Here is a 17186-nt window from a genome sequence, read left to right on the forward strand (position 1 = left end):
ATGCCATTTTTTAAACTGACCAGCCTCGCGCTCGCCGTCGTTTTGGCGGGCTGCAGCAGCCTGGCACCCACCTACGAACGCCCGGCGGCCCCCGTGCCTGCCGTGTTTCCCACCGCCTCGGCCAGCGGCCAGGCCGCCGCCGAGATTGATTGGCGCGACTTCTTCGCCGACGCCAAGCTGCGCAGCCTGATCGATCTGGCCCTGGCGAACAACCGCGACCTGCGCGTGGCCGTGCTGAACATCGCCCAGGCCCGCGCCCAGTACCGGGTGCAAGATGCGGCCACCTGGCCCACGCTGAACGCCACCGGCAGTGGCAGCGCCAGCCGCACCCCGGCCAGCCTGTCGGGCACCGGCCAGGCCGTGGTGGGCCACCAATACAGCGCCAGCATCGGCACCAGTGCCTACGAGCTGGACCTGTTTGGCCGCGTGCGCAGCCTCAACGCCCAGGCCCTGGAGTCGTACCTGGCCACCGCCGAGGCCCGCCGCAGCACGCAAATCAGCCTGGTGGCCGAAGTGGCCAGCGCCTACCTCAGCTGGTCGGCCGACCTGGCCCGCCTGGCCCTGGCCCGCCAAACCCTGCAAAGCCAGAGCGACACCTATGGCCTCACCCAGCGCCGGTTCGAGCTGGGCACCGACTCGGCCCTGCCCCTGCGCCAGCAGCAAACCAGTGTCGAATCCGCCCGCGTCGATGTGGCCAGCTACACCGCCCAGGTGGCGCTGGACCAGAACGCCCTGGCCCTGCTGCTGGGCACCGCCGTGCCTGCGGATCTGGCCCCCACCGGCCTAGCCCAGCGCGTCAGCGCGCTGCCCGATTTGCCCGCAGGTTTGCCGTCCGACCTGCTGCAGCGCCGCCCCGACATCTTGCAGGCCGAGCACAGCCTGCAAGCCGCCAGCTACAACATCGGTGCGGCCCGCGCCGCCTTCTACCCGCGCATCAGCCTCACCGCGTCGGCGGGTACGAGCAGCAACGACCTGGCCGGCTTGTTTAAAGCCGGTGCCGGGGCCTGGAGCTTTGTGCCGCAAATCACCCTGCTGCTGTTCGATGGAGGTGCGAATCAGGCCAACCTGGACATCGCCACCGTCACCCGCGACATTAACGTGGCCCAGTACGAAAAAACCATCCAGACCGCCTTCCGCGAAGTCGCCGACGCACTGGCCCAGCGCAGCAACCTGGGCGACCAACTCAGCGCCCAGCAAGCCTTGGTGGATGCCACGGCGGACAGCTTCAAACTGTCCGACGCCCGCTACCAGCGCGGCGTAGACAGCTATCTCGACGTGATGGTGACCCAGCGCAGCCTGTACACCGCCCAGCAGGGTTTGATCGGCACCCAACTGTCCCGCCTGGCCAACGAGGTCACGCTGTACAAGGTATTGGGCGGCGGCTGGACCGGGGAGGCCGTGGTGGGGAAGTGGGGTCTGCTATTTAAATGGGAGCTACTAGCGTAGGCGAAATATGCGCTAGCGGCCTATTTTGCTTAAAAATCTATTTCACCAGCCCGCCGGGTCCACCCGGTAGTAGCCGCTGAGTTCCTGGTACAGCGCAGGGTCGTAGTCTTGCAACTCCGCCGCCTGCTCAAAGAACACCTCGGACACCACGGCAAAAAACTCGGCCGGGTCTTGCGCGCCGTAGTGGTTCAGCAGGCCGGGTTCGCCCACATGGGCCTCGCGCCGCAGTTTGGCGTAGGCCGCGTGGAACACCTGGGACCAGCGGGCCGGGTCGGCATTTCGGCTTCGGTGGGGTGCACCATTGGCATGGCCTTTTTCCTGGTCCAACTGGTGGGCAAATTCATGGATCACCACATTACCCCCATCGCCCGGCGTGGTCGCCCCTTCCAGCGCGTCGTACCACGACAAAATCACTTGCCCTTGCGACCAGGATTCGCCCAGCAGCGCCTGCCGTTCCTCGCGCTGCACTACGCCATCGGTGTGCGTGCGCTGCACTGCAAACGCCCCCGGGTAGACCAGAATTTGCCGCAGGTGCGGGTACAGGCCGGTGGGCCGGTTCAGCACCAGCAGGCAGGCCTGGGCGGCAATCACCACCCGCATCTCGTCGGTAATGACCAGACCCGCACAGCCCAGAAACGCCTTCTCGGCGATGAAGACCTGCATTTGCTGTTTCAGCTGCAACTGCAGGTCGGCGGGCATGCGCCGCACCAGCGGCACGCGGCGGCGCAAGATCGTGCGCCACGCCGCCGGGAAGGGCTGCTGCCGAATCTTGCGCCTGCGCCGGGCCACCCACCATTTGGGGGTGAACCAGCCCAGGATGCAGACGGCGGCGAGGAGCAGGAGGGCTAGGAAGGTGGCGGTGGGGGTGTCCATGTCACTACTGTAGCTGGCACCCAAGTGGGGGATTGCAAGTCCGGCTGTGGGTGTGCAGACTGACCCGTGGCTCCATGGCGTCATCGGTTGGCACACGGTGCCGTAGGCCAGATACGGTACCGTGCGACGAAGCTACGATATCAGAGGGCCTTGTTCGCTGTGACGGCAACTAGGGGTGCCGGTGGTACGGGGTGGCCTTCTTTTTCGTCGCGCCGGTCAAATGCCAGCGTCTTGCCGAAAACCAGTTGGATCCAGGTCGGGTACGTATACGCCGTGCCTCTGTTGTGGTCGACGATCATGCCAATGCCACCACCCAGAAGAATGTTTCCAAACATTCCGCCATTCACGCGAGACGTAGCTTTGGCGACCGCGTCAGGGTTTGTCGGGTGTTGGCATGTGATTTCGAGATCGGCGTTAGAGCGGCGAACATTGGCAATTTCCCCGGACTTGACGGTGATGGATGCTTAGTCATTGACCAGTGTGCAGTCCGCTCCTTTGACCAATTCACCTGTCTCTGTTTTGGTTTCAATTTTGACGGGATTGGTGTTGTCGTTCATGACGGATGCGCAGCCTGAGAGGACTAGGACTGCTGCTGAGAGATAGAGAAACTTCACTGGTAATTTTCCTGAGTTTATGCGTGGGGGGATTCGTCGATGACAAAGGCGGATAAGCCTTGTGGGTAGGCGCAAAGCCTTTGCGCGCCAAGGGTTGCGGCGCGCAAGGTTTGAGGGCACTGAACTGGAAAATTATGACCGGTGCTGGGTGCGATGCAGCTCGGTATTTTTGTGACGTATGACCCAAATCACCGTTTTCAGCTGGGTGGTGTTTGGGGTTATTCCTGCCCCAACGGCGCCGCCCCTTCGGGCCGGTAGTCGAAGGGCATGGCTTCCTGCATGCAACTGCTTGGGGTCACTTCCCGTGGGCTGGCGCGGATGTGGCAGCCGTATTGGTGTGGGGTCAAGCGCCGATGCGAACGACTGTGCGCTTGGTCATTGACTTCACATCCATGGCGAGTTTTCCCGCAAAGGTTTGTCCGCTTTTGCTGAGGTAGGGGGCGATGTCTTTGGTGGCTTGGTCGATGGCATCGGGCACCCTGGCCGCGAGTTCCTGCGCTACCGATTGCAGGTATTTCGCCCCCATGCCGATCTGCGCCGCCAGGTCTTGCACCTGGGCTTTGCCGATGTCTCCAGGGAGCAGGGTGCCGCCAATATTGAATGCGAATTCTCTGGACAGGCCGGGGTAGATGCGGGTGCACATCAGGTCGTAGAACGGGGTCAGGCGCATCCCTTCACCGGGCCGCTCATAGACCGAGAGGTTCTTGGCGTGGCTGTCGTTGTTGCCCACGTAGAGGTTGAAGAAAATCCACTGCGCGAAGGCCAACAGGTCCAGGGCGGCACTGGCGCTGTACTGGCGGATGGTCTGCGCGCATTGGGCCACGCCAGGGCCGCCTTCTTTTTCGTATTTCCGCTCCGAGCTAGTGCCCGTGAGCTGGCAAAAGTCGTATTGGACCAAGCGGCCCAAGCTGCCGTCGGCGCGTGTGAGTCGGTCGAAGCGCTCGACAACGCAAGCGCGGGTCTGCGACTGGTAGAAGACCTTGGCGGTGTTGAGCCCGCAGTAGGCCGCCGTGCGCATGGTGATGGCCTCGTTGGCCGCAGATTCCCGGACCTTTGCTAGCCGCCGGATGTCGGGCTTGAGAATGTGCGTGGACGGGGCCGAGCCCTGGGGCAGGAGGGGTGTGGTGCCGTCGAAGAGGGCAATGGAGGCCTTGTCCTGCGCGCCCGCCAGGGAAATCCGGGTGTTGCCACTCTGTGGCCCCTGGAGTTGGATCGCGGCGGCGGACTGGTTTTGGATGGTGCGGGCCAGTGCCTGCCAGGTGGTGGGCGTGTACGCGGGTGGCTCCGGCGTTTGCCCATGGGGCAGCATGACAAACGCCCCGGCCGTATCGCCCGCGACTTCTAGCAACAAGGAGAACAATGTAGACGCCTTGCGCTGCTCGGCCAGGTACACGCGCAGTTCGCCCTCGGGCAGCAGGTTCTCAAAGAAAGCCTGCACCTGCGGGGTCGTGACCATGCCGACCTGCAGGGCGATGGCGGACAGGGGGAATGCAGCTTGGCGGTCCAGCCAGGTCTGCGCGTAGGCAAAAGCCAGGGGCACGGTGTCATGCACCGAGCCCATGCACTCCGTGCCGTAGAAAACATCCAAGGTGGTGGTGCGTGGCTTCACAGCGGTCCTGGCGGTTTTGGCCGGGTTTTCACGTTTACGGTCAATTCCAGGCCCAGCAAGTCCAGCATGTCGAGCACCTTTTGGAGTTGCACCGTGGGCTTGCCTTTTTCGATGTCCACGACCAAGCGGTTGCCGGTGTTGCCGATGCCTGCCAGGTCGATCTGGCGCAGACCCAGGGCGCGGCGCTGGGTGCCCATGACCTGCCCGATGTCGGCTGCCGTGCGGATGGCACAGGGCAGTGTGACGTTACCGGAGGGTAATTCTGAAGGGAGTTCTGGCATGGTGGGTGACAAAAGTTACCGATTGGTAATTCTGGCTGAACCCAGCCGTAAGTCAAGCTAAAAATTACCGAAAGGTAATTGATGGTTGCGGAGCTGTGATTGCTCTATTTTTAGGAGCGACCTGCGCAAGTGTTATGTGCGCCAGGGCCCTATTTCATAAAAATTTTTAATTCCCATCCGTCTGCCCAAACCCCAATGCCACCTCCACCATCCGCCGCAAATGCGGCTGGATGCCCGCCGCCACCTCGGGCAGGTAGTCGAAGGGCATGGCTTCTTGCATGTAGCTGCTTTGGGTCATTTCCAGCTGGATGGCGTGGATGTTGTTTGCGGGCTGGCCGTAGTGGCGGGTGATGTAGCCGCCCTGGAAACGGCCATTGAGCACGGCGGTGTAGCCGGGGGCGCTCTGCGCGACGGCCAGTAACGCGGCGGACATCGCGGGGTCACAGCTTGTGCCGTTGCCGCTACCCAAATTCAAATCCGGCAGCTTGCCGTCGAAGAAGCGCGGCACCACCGAGCGGATGGAGTGCGCGTCCCACAAAACGGCTTTGCCGTGGACCGCCTGGATACGGGCCAGCTCGGCATGCAGTTGCTGGTGGTAGGGCTGCCACAGGGTGTCGCGGCGCAGGGCGATCTCGGCGGTGGTGGGCACGTCGGCGGGGTCCTGGTACAGGGGCTGGTTGTCGAAATCGTCCACCGGGCACAGGCCGGTGACGCTCTGGCCGGGGTACAGGCTGGCCCCCGACGGGTCGCGGTTCAGGTCGATCACGTAGCGGGAATGGGTCGCTATCAGCACCGATGCGCCCAGCTCCTGGGCGAAGCTGTACAGGCGCTCCAGGTGCCAGTCGGTGTCGTGCACCTGCCGGGCGGTGGGGGTCAGGCGGGCGGCCAGCGCGGGCGGCAGGTAGGTGCCGACGTGGGGCATGGAGATCAGCAGTGGCTGGGTGCCTGGGATGAATGTGAAGGCTTGCATGGTTACCCTTGGGTGAGTTGGGTTCGGGCTTGGATGAAGGCCGCGGCGGCTGCGTCGTGCAGCGGGTGGCGGCCTTGCCGGGTGCGCTGTTGGCCGCCGACCCAGACGGCATCCAGCGCCGACGTGCGGTGGCTGGCGAAGACGTGGGCTGAGAGCATGTCGGGGGCTGCCAACCCGGCCAGCGCCAGGTGCTGCGCGTCGAGTACGCAGAAGTCGGCGCGCTGGCCTACGGCAAGACCCTTCGCAGCGCGGCCCGAGGCCTGCGCCCCCCCAGCCACGGCCTGCAACAGGGTGGCGGTGGCGACCTGGCTGTGGTCTGTGCTGGCCAGCACGTTGCGCTGGCGAAACTGCAGGCGCTGGCCGTATTCGAGCAGCATCAGTTCCTCGGCGGCGTTGACGCAGGCGTGGCTATCGGAGCCGATGCCCCAGGCGCCGCCTGCACCACGCCAGCGCGGCATGTCGAACAGGCCGTCGCCCAGATTCGCCTCGGTGCTGGGGCAGATGCCCGCCACCGCGCCGCTGGCCGCTGCGCGCTGGTATTCGGTGTCCACCATGTGGGTGGCGTGGATGAGGCACCAGCGCGCATCGACCGGCGCGTGGTCTAGCAGCCATGCCACCGGGCGCTGGCCGCTCCAGGCCAGGCAGGCATCGACTTCGGCGGTTTGCTCTGCTATGTGGATGTGGACGGGGGCGGATGCGTCGATGGCGTGCAGCCCGGCCACCGCCTCGCGCAGGCTGTCGGGTGGCACGGCGCGCAGGGAGTGGGGGGCTAATCCCAGCCGTGCGCCTTGTGCGTCGCACAGGGGCTTCAGGGTGTCCAGCAGGCACAGCATGGAGTCGGTGGAGCGGATGAAGCGGCGTTGGCCTGCGGTGGGCGGTGTGCTGTCGAAGCCGCTGGTTTGGTACAGCACGGGCAGCAGTGTCATACCGATGCCTGCGGTGTGTGCAGCGCGCAGCAGGGCCTTGGACAGCTCCGCGTCGTCGGCGTAGGGCGTGCCGTCGGTGCTGTGGTGAAGGTAGTGGAATTCGCAGACCGACGTGTAGCCGGCTTCCAGCATTTCGATGTAGAGCCAGGTGGCGATGGCCTCGACCTGCTCGGGGGAGAGGCGGGCGGCGAACTGGTACATCAGCGTGCGCCAGCTCCAGAAGCTGTCTTGGGTGGCACCCCGGAATTCGGTCAATCCACCCATGGCACGCTGGAAGGCGTGGGAGTGGAGGTTGGGAAGGCCTGGGGTGACGGGGCCTGCCGTCTTGGGGGTGTTGCCTGGTGGGGTGTCGGGGGTGACGGTGGTGAGTTCACCCTTGGCGTTCCATTGCAGCAAGACGTTGCTTGCCCAGCCGGTGGGGAGAAGGGCGTTTTTGGCGTGGAGGCTTGTCATGGTGTGGATGTGTCTATGGGCATGGTCAGCCGGGATGCGCGCCCGGCGGCGCAGGAAAGCCAGCGCGCAATGGGGATCTGGCCCCTGGTGGTTACGCCCCTCATGGCCGCAGCAACCCAAGGCTGTCGATGACCACACGCCCTTGCCGGATGACGGTGCGGGGGGGGTGCTGGGCCAGCCAGTAGACGAGTTCGGCGGGTTCGTTCAAGTCCCAGAGGATGACGTTGGCAGGCCGCCCCACCGCCAGCACACCGTGCGTGTCTTGCAGGCCCAGCGCACGGGCGGCGTGCGTGGTGATGCCGGCCAGCGCCTCGGGCACGGTCAGGCGGAACAGGGTGCAGGCCATGTTGGCCATCAGCAGCAGGCTCAAGGTGGGCGAGGTGCCGGGGTTGTGGTCGGTAGACACGGCCATGGGCACACCGGCGGCGCGCAGGGCGGCAATCGGCGGCAGGTGCGTGTCGCGCAGCGTGTAGTACGCGCCGGGCAGCAGCACAGCCACGGTGCCAGAGGCGCGCATGGCCTCGATACCGGCTTGCGACAAGTGCTCGATGTGGTCGCAAGACAGTGCCCCGTACCGGGCGGCCAACGCCGAGCCGCCCATGTCGGACAGCTGCTCTGCATGCAGCTTTACCGGCAGCCCCAGCGCTCGCGCGGCTTTAAAAACCTGTTCTGTCTGGGCCAGCGAAAACGCGATGCGTTCGCAGAACACGTCCACCGCGTCCACCAGCCCCTCGGCGGTAAGGGCGGGCAGCATTTCGGTGCACACCAGGTCGATGTAGTCCTGGCTGCGCCCCGCGTACTCGGGCGGCAGGGCGTGCGCGCCGAGGAAGGTGGTGCGCACCGTCACGCCAAAGTCCACGCCCAGACGACGGGCCACGCGCAACTGCTTGCGCTCGTGCTCCAGGCTCAGGCCGTAGCCGGATTTGATTTCGATGGCACACACACCATCGGCCAGCAATTGCTGCAGGCGAGGTGCAGCTTGGGCGTACAAATCGACTTCACTGGCGGCGCGGGTGGCCAACACGGACGACACGATGCCGCCGCCCGCTTTCGCCACCTCTTCGTAGCTGGCACCCGCCAAGCGCATGGCAAATTCGTTGGCCCGTTGGCCGCCGTAAACCAGGTGCGTGTGGCAATCGACCAGGCCGGGTGTGGCCAGCGCATTGCGGGCATTGATGCGGGGCAGGGCGGACAAGGCGGTTGGCAGGGCTGCTATGTCGCCTATCCAGGCGATATGGCCGTGCTGCACCGCCAGGGCGTTGGCCGCGCCGCCATCGGCCAGCCGCAGGTGGTGCCAGATGCCGTCGGCGTTAGGGGTGTTTTGCATGGTGTGTTTGCTATTAAATAAAGAGCTGCTTGCGCAGGTGTAATATGCGCTAGAGGCTTATTTGGCTTAAATTTACCGCGACCAACATGGCATCTTCCGTTTGCGGTGCGGCGTGTAATTGCGCCGGTGCATCCCACCACAGGCCGTGGCCGGGGGCGCAGGAAAGACTGCCTAACTGCCAGATGCCACGCACCGCCAGCAGCAGGCCGCTGGTGGTGGAAAACTCTTCGGTGGCGTGCACCACCCGCACCTCGGCCTGTACCCGCCCGCGCCGAGTCATCAGGTTGAAGTCGGTCGATGCACCGCCCAGCAGTTCACAGCCCAGCGCCACGTCGCCCGAGAACACGAACGGCACGCTAGGCGTGTCCAGCCGGTGGTCTATGGCACCACCAAACAGCCGCACACCCGCACCGTCCAGCAACATGATCACCCGGTCCACGCCGGGAAAGGCCGAGAACGGACCGGCTGCGGCGATGGTGGCGATGCTCACGCGCCAGTCGAAGCTGTCCATGCCTGCACCGGGCGGCTGGCAGACGACCTCAATGGTGGTGCCGCCGCCGTTCTTCCACGGCGTGGCGGGCAAGGTGGCGGTGTTGAAGGTGTGGATCATGGGAATGGCGAAAAAGGCGTTCGTAAGAGGGCGGCGGCCTGCGCAATGTCGGGGGCCAGGAAGCGGTCGGCATCGAAAGATGGCACGTGCCGGCGCAGCAGTTGCCACGCCTGGCCCGTGCCTTCGCCGAATTTTTGTGCTTTCAAAAACTCCAGCGCCTGGGCGGCCAGCAGGTATTCGATGGCCAGGATGTGCGTGAGGTTCTCTAGCGACTTGTGCAGGTCTAGTGCGGCGGTGGTGCCCAGGCTCAGGTGGTCTTCCTGCCCACCGGAGGTGACGAAGTTGTCCACCACCACCGGCTGGGCCAGGCGGCGGTTTTCGCCCACCAGCGAGGCGGCGGTGTACTGCGCAATCATCAGGCCCGAATTCACGCCCGGCTCGGCCACCAGAAACGCGGGCAGGCCGCTCAGCACCGGGTTGACCAGCCGGTCCAGCCGCCGCTCGGCCACACCGCCGAGTTCGGCCGCAGCGATGCGCAGCAGATCGCAGGCCATGGCCACCGATTCGCCGTGCGGATTCGCTTGCGACATGACGCGGTAGGCATCTGGCGTGCCCAGCAGCAGCGGGTTGTCGGTGGCCGAGTTGAGTTCGGTTTCGATCTGCCGGGCCGCGTGGGCGATCTGGTCGCGGCAGGCCCCGTGGATTTGCGGCATGGAGCGCAGGCTCAACGCATCCTGCGTGCGCAGGCCCAGGCTACTGGCAATCACCTCGCTGCCCGCCAGCAGGCTGCGCAAACGCTGGCCCACCCGCTGCATGCCGGGGTGGGGTTTGAGGGCCAGGATGTCGGCATCGAAGGCGGCAATTTGCCCTTTCAAGGCTTCAAAACTCATGGCCCCGGTCACGTCGGCCCAGTCGACCAGGCGCTCCACGTCGGCCAGGGTCAGCGCGGCCAGGCCGGTCATGCAAGGGGTGCCGTTGACCAGGCACAGACCGTCTTTGGCGCCCAGCACCAGGGGCTGCAGGCCGTTGGCGGCCAGGGCCTCGGCGGCGGGCAGGGTGCGGCCCTGCCAGCGCACCTCGCCCACGCCCAGCAGCGCCACGCTGATGTGGGCCATATGGGTGAGGTAGCCCACCGAGCCCTGCGAGGGCACACAGGGGGTGATGTGTAAATTCAGCAGCGTCTGCAGCCCTTCGACCACCTGGGGCTGCAGGCCCGAATAGCCCTGGCAGAAGTTGGCCAGCGCCGCGACCAGGATGGCGCGGGTCTGCGCCTCAGACAGCAGCGGGCCAACCCCGCAGGCGTGGCTGAGCAAGGTATTTTTGGATAACTGCGCCAGTTGCTCACCGTGCAGCAGCACCTGGCTCAAGGCCCCCAGCCCGGTGCTGATGCCATAGGCCCGCTCGCCGCTGGCCACGATGCGCTGCACGATGGCCTGGGCGTTGGCGATGCGGGCCCAGGCGGCTTCCGATATCTCCAGCTGCGCACCGTCACGGGCCACGGCCACCAGGTCGCGGAAACCCAGGGGCTGGTCACCCAGGGTGATGCTCGTCACGGTCATGCGGCGGTCCTTTCCTGGTGCCCAGCCGTGAACTGCCTAAACCGCTCTGAACTTTGCGCGCCAAACACATCGCCAGGAGCACCTTGCACGTCGATCTGCCCCTGGTGCATGAAGACCACCTTGTTCGATACATTGCGCGCAAAGCCCATTTCGTGCGTCACCACCAACATGGTGCGACCTTCTTCGGCCAAGGAGCGCATCACCTTCAGCACTTCACCGACCAGTTCGGGGTCAAGCGCCGAGGTGGGTTCGTCGAACAGCATGACCTGTGGGCGCATGGCCAGCGCGCGGGCAATCGCCACGCGTTGCTGCTGGCCGCCGGACAGATGCGCCGGGTAGTAGTCGCGCCGCTCGAACAGGCCGACGCGTTGCAGCAGCGCTTCGGCCTCTTCCACGCATTCGGTGCGTGGGCGCTTCTGTACCCGCATCGGGCCTTCGATCAGGTTCTGCAGCACGGTCATGTGCGACCAGAGGTTGAAGCTCTGGAACACCATAGCCAGTTGCGAGCGCATGCGTTCGACCTGCTTGCGGTCCATGGCCTCCATGCGGCCGTCTTTGCGTTGGCGCATTTTGAGCATCTCGCCGTCCAGGTGCATGCTGCCTTCGTCCGGGGTCTCCAGCAAGTTGATGCAGCGCAGGTAGGTGCTCTTGCCCGAGCCGCTGGCCCCCAGGATCGAAATTACATCGCCCTTGTGGGCATCCAGGGAGATGCCCTTCAGTACGTGGTGGCTGCCAAAAGACTTGTGGATGCCGGTGGTGGAGAGCGTAGGAGTGGTCATGGCGGTAGGTGGATTTAGGCCGTTTGGACGGTGGGGGTGCTGTGGGGCCGTTTGCGCAGGTGCGGTGACAAGCGATGCTCCAGCAAAGCCACGGCGCGTACCAGCAAAAAGTTCAGTACCAGGTAGATGGCGGCGGCGCAGATAAACACCTCCATGGTGCGGTAGGTGCGCTGGATGATCTGCTGGGCCACGCCGGTGACATCCCATACCGTGACCAGGCTGGCCAGCGCGGTGGATTTCACCAGCAGCACCGCTTCGGTGGAGTAGGCGGGCAGGCATTGGCGTAGCGCGATGGGGGCGATCACGCGTTGCACCAGTGTCCAGCGCGACATGCCGGTGGCCAGTCCGGCTTCGATCTGCCCATGCGGTACGGCCAGCAAGCCGCCGCGCAAGATCTCGGCCGTGTAGCCAGCCGTGCACAGGGCCAGGGCCAGCACGGCGCAGGCATAGGGCGAGCGCAGCACGATCCAGAAGACGCTGTCGCGCACGACTTCAAACTGGCCCAGGCCGTAATAGACCAGGAACAGCTGGATCAGCAGCGGCGAGCCACGGAACACCAACACATAGCCGCGTGCGAACCAACTGAACGCCGGATACGGGCTGACACGCATGGCCACGATCACCAGCGACAGCAGGCCGCCGCACAGCAGCGACAGAAAGAACAGGCCCAGCGTGGTAGGCACGGCGGCCAGCAGCTTGCCCAGGGTGTCTAGAAGGAAGTCTATGTCCATATCAGTGGCCTCCCGCCAAACTACGGCGTTGCGATTTGTTCATGTGGCGTTCGGAGCGGCTGAAGACCTGGTTCGACATGCCTGTCAGTACCAGGTAAATCATGCCGCCGACGATGTAGAAGGTGAAGTACTGGCGTGTCGAGCCGGCACCGATCTGGGTGGTGCGCATCAGTTCGGCCAGGCCGGTGACCGAGATCAAGGCCGAGTCCTTCAGGCTCATCTGCCAGACGTTGCCCAGGCCGGGCAGCGACAGGCGAAAAATTTGCGGCAGCAGGATGCGCCGTGCCAGCATCAGCGTGGGCATGCCGATGGACCGCGCTGCTTCCAGCTCGCCTGGCACTACGGCCAGGTAGGCGCCGCGGTAGACCTCGGCCTGGTAGGAGCCGGAAATCATGCCGACGGCCAGCGCACCCACCAGGAATGGTGGCGTGGCGATGAACCCCTCTGCGCCAAACCACTGGCCAATGGCGGTGATGGCCGTGGAGCCGCCGAAGTAAAACAGGTAGATCACCAGCAGCTCCGGGATGCCCCGGAACACCGTGGAGTACAGCTCGCCCAGTGCGCGTAAACCGCGCCGCGGCGACAGCTTGGCGGCGGCGACCAGCGCGCCGAACACCGCGCCCACCAGCAAGCCGCATAGCGTCAGGGCCACCGTCAACAGGGTGGCGAGCAGCAGGGCCGAGCCCCAGCCTTGTTCGCCAAACCCCAGCATTTCGAACAATTCCATCATGGTCTTTCGGTCATGGTTGTCGCGGTGGCCGCAGCGTGGACTACAGCGTGCCAGTCAAATCAGTTTTGAACCACTTCAGCGACAGCTTTTTCACCGTGCCGTCGGCCAGGGCGGCCTTGATGGCCACGTCGAACTTGGCTTTCAGGTCGCCGTCGGCCTTGCGGAAGCCCAGGGCCTCGCCTTCACCAAACACCAGGCCGCCGATCTTCGGGCCGGTGTAGGCCAGGCCCTTGCTGTCGGGTTTTTCCAGGATGGAGTTGATCAGGGTCACGTCGTCGAATGCGGCATCGATGCGGCCAGCTTTCAGGTCCAGCATGGTGTCGGCCGAGGCGCTGTATTCGCGGACGGTGGCGATGTCCTTGAAGTGCGCGTCCATGAAGGCGGTGTAGACGGTGCCCGAGGCGATACCAATAGTCTTGCCCTTGAGTGCAGCACGCAGGGGCTCGATGGCGGCGCGCACGGCTTTCGGGTCGGTGCCCAGCTTCATGGTGGGGCCCTTGGCTTCGGGCAACAGCTTGCCGCTGGCGGCCACAAAGCTGGCCGAGGTGGAGGCGTAGGGGACCGAGAAGGCGATTTCTTTTTTGCGCTCATCGGTGATGACGATGGAGTCCATCATCACGTCGTATTTGCCAGCTTTCAAGCCAGCGATCATGCCGTCCCAGTTCTGCACCACCAGCTTGCAGGTGATCTGCATGCGCTTGCACAGGTCTTCCACCATCTCGACTTCGAAGCCACCGAGCTTGCCGCCGGGCAGGGTCAGGTTCCAGGGGTCGTAGGCACCTTCGGTGGCGATGGTGACGGACTTCCAGTCCTTGGCCTGGACGGGAGCGGTGCTGGTCAGAAAGCCCAGGGCGAGCAGACTGGCGGAGAGGAGGTGCGAGGTCTTCATGGTTTCACTTTCAGAGGGTTGAGGGACAGGCGAAAGATTTGAATAAAAAGCGCCACTGGCGCAATATGTATAAGCGTAAGCAGCTATTAATACCGTAGCAATTTATGTTGCACCCCTTCCAGGGATACCGCGGAACCGGCTTTGCCGGGCCGCTGGTATCGCCCCCGAGGGGTTGGCGAAGCGACATGCGGAATCTGCTTTACAAGCAGATTCCGGGGCAGTGCGCGAAGCCTGGGGGGAACATTTACTTCACCATGGGCAGGTTCAAACCTTGTTTCTTGGCAGTGGCGATGGCAATGTCGTAGCCGGCATCGGCGTGGCGCATCACGCCGCTGCCGCTGTCGTTGACCAGCACGCGGGCCAGGCGTTCGGCGGCGGCATCCGTACCGTCGGCCACGATGACCATGCCGGAGTGCTGTGAATAGCCCATGCCGACCCCGCCGCCGTGGTGCAGGCTGACCCAGCTGGCACCGCCGGCGGTGTTCAGCAGCGCGTTGAGCAGCGGCCAGTCGCTAACGGCATCGGTGCCGTCCATCATGGCCTCAGTCTCGCGGTTCGGGCTGGCGACGGAGCCGGTGTCCAGGTGGTCACGGCCAATCACGATGGGGGCTTTGAGTTCGCCGTTGCGCACCATCTCGTTGAAGGCCAGCCCGGCGATGTGGCGCTCGCCCAGGCCCAGCCAGCAGATGCGTGCGGGCAGACCCTGGAAGGCGATGCGTTCGCGCGCCATGTCCAGCCAGCGGTGGGTATGGTGGTTGTCGGGGAACAGCTCCTTGATCTTGGCATCGGTCTTGAAGATGTCTTCCGGGTCGCCCGACAAGGCCACCCAGCGGAACGGGCCCTTGCCTTCGCAGAACAGCGGCCGGATGTAGGCGGGCACAAAGCCGGGGAAGTCAAATGCATTCTTCACGCCTGTGTCGAATGCCACCTGGCGGATGTTGTTGCCGTAGTCCACGGTGGGGATGCCCATGGCCTGGAAGTCCAGCATGGCTTGCACGTGGACGGCGCAGCTCTGCGCGGCGGCGGCGGTCAGCGCGGCGTGCTGGGCCGGGTTCTTTTGCGCGGCCTTCCAGTCGGCCACGCTCCAGCCGGTGGGCAGGTAGCCGTTGACCAGGTCGTGGGCTGAGGTCTGGTCGGTCACCAGGTCGGGGCGGATGGCACCAGCCTTGGCGCGGCGCACCAGTTCGGGCAGGATGTCGGCGGCGTTGCCGAGCAAGGCGATGGATACGGCCTCTTTGCGTTCGCAGTGGTGGGCGATGAGTGCCAGTGCGTCGTCAATGTCCTTGGCCTGCTTGTCCACGTAGCGGGTGCGCAGGCGAAAGTCGATGCTGCTTTGCTGGCACTCGATGTTCAGCGACACGGCACCCGCAAGGGTCGCGGCCAGGGGTTGTGCGCCGCCCATGCCGCCCAGGCCGGCGGTCAGGATCCACTTACCAGCCCAGTCGTTGTTGAAATGCTGGCGACCGGCTTCGACAAAGGTTTCGAACGTGCCTTGCACGATGCCCTGGCTACCGATGTAGATCCAGCTGCCAGCGGTCATCTGGCCGTACATGAACAGGCCTTTGCGGTCCAGTTCGTGGAAATGTTCCCAGTTGGCCCACTTGGGCACCAGGTTGGAGTTGGCGATCAGCACGCGCGGGGCGTTGGCGTGGGTTTTGAACACGCCGACCGGCTTGCCGGACTGGATGAGCAGGGTTTCGTCGTCGTTCAGCTCTTTGAGCGAGGCCAGGATCTGGTCAAAGCAGGCCCAGTTGCGGGCCGCGCGGCCAATACCGCCGTAGACCACCAGGTTCTTCGGGTCTTCGGCCACCTCGGGGTCGAGGTTGTTTTGCAGCATGCGGTAGGCGGCTTCGGCGATCCAGTTTTTGCAGCTCAGCGTACTGCCACGGGGGGCACGGATTTCGCGGCTGGCATCGAAACGGGGGTCTTGGAGGGTGGTCATGGCAGCTTTCTAAAAAAAAGGGAATGGAAGGGGTTCAAGCGCGGGCTGGGCTCTTGTGCAAGGGCGGGGGAGACGAGTGCGTGGCGGGGTCGCGGGGGTAGGCCATGGCATCGGGAACCCGCATGGTTTTCTTGGCCAAGGGGTAGTACACCAAGGACGTGACCAGCAGGCCGACGATCCACGAGATATCCGCACCGTCCAGCATTTTGGCGATGGGGCCTACGTACAGGGACTGGTTCAAAAACGGGATTTGCACCACGATGCCCAGCAGGTAGCTGCCCAGCGCCACGCTGTTGTAGGCACCGTAGCGGCCCTGGCTGTCGTACAGCGCGGGGATGTCCACTTTTTCTTTGGACACCAGGTAGTAGTCCACCAGATTGACCGCGCTCCAGGGCACAAATACCGCCAGCAACAGCAACACGAAATTCTTGAAGTTGTTCAAAAAGTCGGAGCTGGCGGCCAGGGCAATCACCATCGACAGCAGCACAAAACCGATGATGTACAGCATGCGGGTGCGGGGCGATACCTGCGACTTGTGGTTGAAGGCGCTGACGGTGGTCAGGATCGACATGAAGCCGCCGTAAGCATTCAGGCAGTTGACGGTGAGCTTGCCCACCACAATGACTAGGTAGATCACCACGGCCAGGTTCGGCCCGGCCAGGTCACCCATGAAGCCCACCTGGTTTTTCAAAAACTTGCCGCCGGTGGCCGCAACCAGCACGCCAAAGGTCATGGCCAGTTGCGCTCCGGTCACGCTGCCCGCAAAAGTGGACCAAAAGGTGGCGGCGGGGCTGGTCTTGGACGGCAGGTAGCGCGAGTAATCGGCCACATACGGGGCAAACGTCATTTGCCAGCCTGCAGACAAGGCCACCGTCAGCAGCAGCGAGGCCACCGAAAACGGCTTTTGGCCAAAGGCCGCAGCCACGTCGTAGTGGCTAAACAGTTGTACCGCCAAATAGCCAAAGCCCAGGATGCCGACCACGGTGGAGATGCGCCCCACCACGTGGATCAGTTTGTACCCCACCACGGCCACGATGGCGGTCAGGCTGCCGAATACGATGATGCCGATCTCGGGAGCGGTAAAGCCGAACATGCGGTTGATCGCCTGGCCCGACAGCACGGTGCCGGTGGCGGCAAAGCCCAGGTACATCAGCACCACCAGTACCAAGGGCAGTGCGGCACCCTTGACCCCGAACTGCACCCGGCTGGAAATCATTTGCGGCAGCCCCAGGCGCGGCCCTTGGGCCGAATGCAAGGCCATCACCGCGCCGCCCAGGATGTTGCCTATCAGCAGGCCGACGATGGCGGTGAGCGCCTCGGCACCAAAAATAATCGCCAGGGCTCCGTCCACGACGGCGGTAATTTGCATATTGGCTCCGAACCACAGCGTGAGCTGGCTCAGTGCCGAGCCATAGCGCTCCCGTTCGGGAACCATGTCGATGGTGCGGGTTTCAACCGTTTGTGCTGACGGTGGCGCGGGGTGGTGCAGGCTCATGGGGTCGTTTCC

The 17186-nt window shown here is 64.3% G+C and carries 16 protein-coding genes; 1 reads left to right on the top strand and 15 read right to left on the bottom strand.

Annotated features, from left to right (window positions below):
- Positions 1-1446: an AdeC/AdeK/OprM family multidrug efflux complex outer membrane factor gene (gene adeC / locus Q0T48_RS18660; protein ID WP_295959451.1), complete on the top strand. Its 1446-nt coding sequence runs from the start codon at positions 1-3 to the stop codon at positions 1444-1446.
- Between the two features lie 42 nt (positions 1447-1488).
- Here the strand turns inward: adeC and Q0T48_RS18665 are convergent, their stop codons facing one another.
- The 15 genes from Q0T48_RS18665 to Q0T48_RS18735 form a co-directional block, all read right to left on the bottom strand.
- Complete coding sequence (locus Q0T48_RS18665; RefSeq protein ID WP_295959456.1) at positions 1489-2319, bottom strand: M90 family metallopeptidase; 831 nt, start codon at positions 2317-2319, stop codon at positions 1489-1491.
- Positions 2320-2459: 140 nt separating this feature from the next.
- Entirely contained in the window at positions 2460-2618 is a 159-nt protein-coding gene (locus Q0T48_RS18670) for a hypothetical protein (protein WP_295959458.1), read from the bottom strand.
- Between the two features lie 658 nt (positions 2619-3276).
- Entirely contained in the window at positions 3277-4542 is a 1266-nt protein-coding gene (locus Q0T48_RS18675; protein WP_295959461.1) for a type II toxin-antitoxin system HipA family toxin, read from the bottom strand.
- Positions 4539-4823 carry a transcriptional regulator gene (locus tag Q0T48_RS18680; RefSeq protein WP_295959464.1) on the bottom strand — a complete coding sequence of 95 codons (285 nt, stop codon included), beginning with the start codon at positions 4821-4823 and terminating at the stop codon, positions 4539-4541. Before Q0T48_RS18680 ends, Q0T48_RS18675 begins: the two co-directional genes overlap by 4 nt.
- 166 nt (positions 4824-4989) lie before the next feature.
- On the bottom strand, positions 4990-5793 hold the full coding sequence (hutG, locus tag Q0T48_RS18685; RefSeq protein WP_295959467.1) for an N-formylglutamate deformylase: 804 nt from the start codon (positions 5791-5793) through the stop codon (positions 4990-4992).
- A 2-nt stretch (positions 5794-5795) separates the two neighbouring features.
- Entirely contained in the window at positions 5796-7172 is a 1377-nt protein-coding gene (locus Q0T48_RS18690; RefSeq protein WP_295959470.1) for a formimidoylglutamate deiminase, read from the bottom strand.
- 100 nt (positions 7173-7272) lie between these two features.
- The gene (gene hutI / locus Q0T48_RS18695; protein WP_295959473.1) at positions 7273-8499 is read right to left on the bottom strand and encodes an imidazolonepropionase; all 1227 of its coding nucleotides are present in this window, start codon (positions 8497-8499) and stop codon (positions 7273-7275) included.
- A 49-nt stretch (positions 8500-8548) separates the two neighbouring features.
- On the bottom strand, positions 8549-9109 hold the full coding sequence (locus tag Q0T48_RS18700; protein ID WP_295959475.1) for a HutD family protein: 561 nt from the start codon (positions 9107-9109) through the stop codon (positions 8549-8551).
- Positions 9106-10608 (bottom strand): histidine ammonia-lyase, encoded by a 1503-nt coding sequence (hutH, locus tag Q0T48_RS18705; protein WP_295959478.1) that lies wholly within the window; start codon positions 10606-10608, stop codon positions 9106-9108. Before hutH ends, Q0T48_RS18700 begins: the two co-directional genes overlap by 4 nt.
- Positions 10605-11387 (bottom strand): ATP-binding cassette domain-containing protein, encoded by a 783-nt coding sequence (locus Q0T48_RS18710; protein ID WP_295959483.1) that lies wholly within the window; start codon positions 11385-11387, stop codon positions 10605-10607. The genes hutH and Q0T48_RS18710 overlap by 4 nt, the downstream gene beginning before the upstream one ends.
- Before the next feature lie 14 nt (positions 11388-11401).
- On the bottom strand, positions 11402-12118 hold the full coding sequence (locus tag Q0T48_RS18715; RefSeq protein ID WP_295959486.1) for an ABC transporter permease subunit: 717 nt from the start codon (positions 12116-12118) through the stop codon (positions 11402-11404).
- Between the two features lies 1 nt (position 12119).
- Positions 12120-12845, bottom strand: a complete 726-nt coding sequence (locus Q0T48_RS18720) for an ABC transporter permease subunit (RefSeq protein ID WP_295959489.1) — start codon at positions 12843-12845, stop codon at positions 12120-12122.
- A 43-nt stretch (positions 12846-12888) separates the two neighbouring features.
- Entirely contained in the window at positions 12889-13737 is an 849-nt protein-coding gene (locus Q0T48_RS18725) for a transporter substrate-binding domain-containing protein (protein ID WP_295959495.1), read from the bottom strand.
- A gap of 244 nt (positions 13738-13981) precedes the next feature.
- Positions 13982-15679, bottom strand: a complete 1698-nt coding sequence (gene hutU, locus Q0T48_RS18730) for a urocanate hydratase (RefSeq protein ID WP_295959497.1) — start codon at positions 15677-15679, stop codon at positions 13982-13984.
- Positions 15680-15713: 34 nt separating this feature from the next.
- Entirely contained in the window at positions 15714-17174 is a 1461-nt protein-coding gene (locus Q0T48_RS18735) for a cytosine permease (RefSeq protein WP_295959500.1), read from the bottom strand.
- Between the last annotated feature and the right edge of the window lie 12 nt (positions 17175-17186).

Source organism: Rhodoferax sp. (assembly GCF_025354435.1).
In the GTDB taxonomy this organism is placed as follows: Bacteria; Pseudomonadota; Gammaproteobacteria; order Burkholderiales; family Burkholderiaceae_C; genus Rhodoferax_B.

What these genes read in the sequence shown, in the direction of transcription:
- adeC (WP_295959451.1), top strand. Translation starts at nt 1, where the DNA reads ATGCCATTTTTTAAACTGACCAGCCTCGCGCTCGCCGTCGTTTTGGCG.
- Q0T48_RS18665 (WP_295959456.1), bottom strand. Translation starts at nt 2,319, where the DNA reads ATGGACACCCCCACCGCCACCTTCCTAGCCCTCCTGCTCCTCGCCGCC.
- Q0T48_RS18670 (WP_295959458.1), bottom strand. Translation starts at nt 2,618, where the DNA reads ATGATCGTCGACCACAACAGAGGCACGGCGTATACGTACCCGACCTGG.
- Q0T48_RS18680 (WP_295959464.1), bottom strand. Translation starts at nt 4,823, where the DNA reads ATGCCAGAACTCCCTTCAGAATTACCCTCCGGTAACGTCACACTGCCC.
- hutG (WP_295959467.1), bottom strand. Translation starts at nt 5,793, where the DNA reads ATGCAAGCCTTCACATTCATCCCAGGCACCCAGCCACTGCTGATCTCC.
- Q0T48_RS18690 (WP_295959470.1), bottom strand. Translation starts at nt 7,172, where the DNA reads ATGACAAGCCTCCACGCCAAAAACGCCCTTCTCCCCACCGGCTGGGCA.
- hutI (WP_295959473.1), bottom strand. Translation starts at nt 8,499, where the DNA reads ATGCAAAACACCCCTAACGCCGACGGCATCTGGCACCACCTGCGGCTG.
- Q0T48_RS18700 (WP_295959475.1), bottom strand. Translation starts at nt 9,109, where the DNA reads ATGATCCACACCTTCAACACCGCCACCTTGCCCGCCACGCCGTGGAAG.
- hutH (WP_295959478.1), bottom strand. Translation starts at nt 10,608, where the DNA reads ATGACCGTGACGAGCATCACCCTGGGTGACCAGCCCCTGGGTTTCCGC.
- Q0T48_RS18710 (WP_295959483.1), bottom strand. Translation starts at nt 11,387, where the DNA reads ATGACCACTCCTACGCTCTCCACCACCGGCATCCACAAGTCTTTTGGC.
- Q0T48_RS18715 (WP_295959486.1), bottom strand. Translation starts at nt 12,118, where the DNA reads ATGGACATAGACTTCCTTCTAGACACCCTGGGCAAGCTGCTGGCCGCC.
- Q0T48_RS18720 (WP_295959489.1), bottom strand. Translation starts at nt 12,845, where the DNA reads ATGGAATTGTTCGAAATGCTGGGGTTTGGCGAACAAGGCTGGGGCTCG.
- Q0T48_RS18725 (WP_295959495.1), bottom strand. Translation starts at nt 13,737, where the DNA reads ATGAAGACCTCGCACCTCCTCTCCGCCAGTCTGCTCGCCCTGGGCTTT.
- hutU (WP_295959497.1), bottom strand. Translation starts at nt 15,679, where the DNA reads ATGACCACCCTCCAAGACCCCCGTTTCGATGCCAGCCGCGAAATCCGT.
- Q0T48_RS18735 (WP_295959500.1), bottom strand. Translation starts at nt 17,174, where the DNA reads ATGAGCCTGCACCACCCCGCGCCACCGTCAGCACAAACGGTTGAAACC.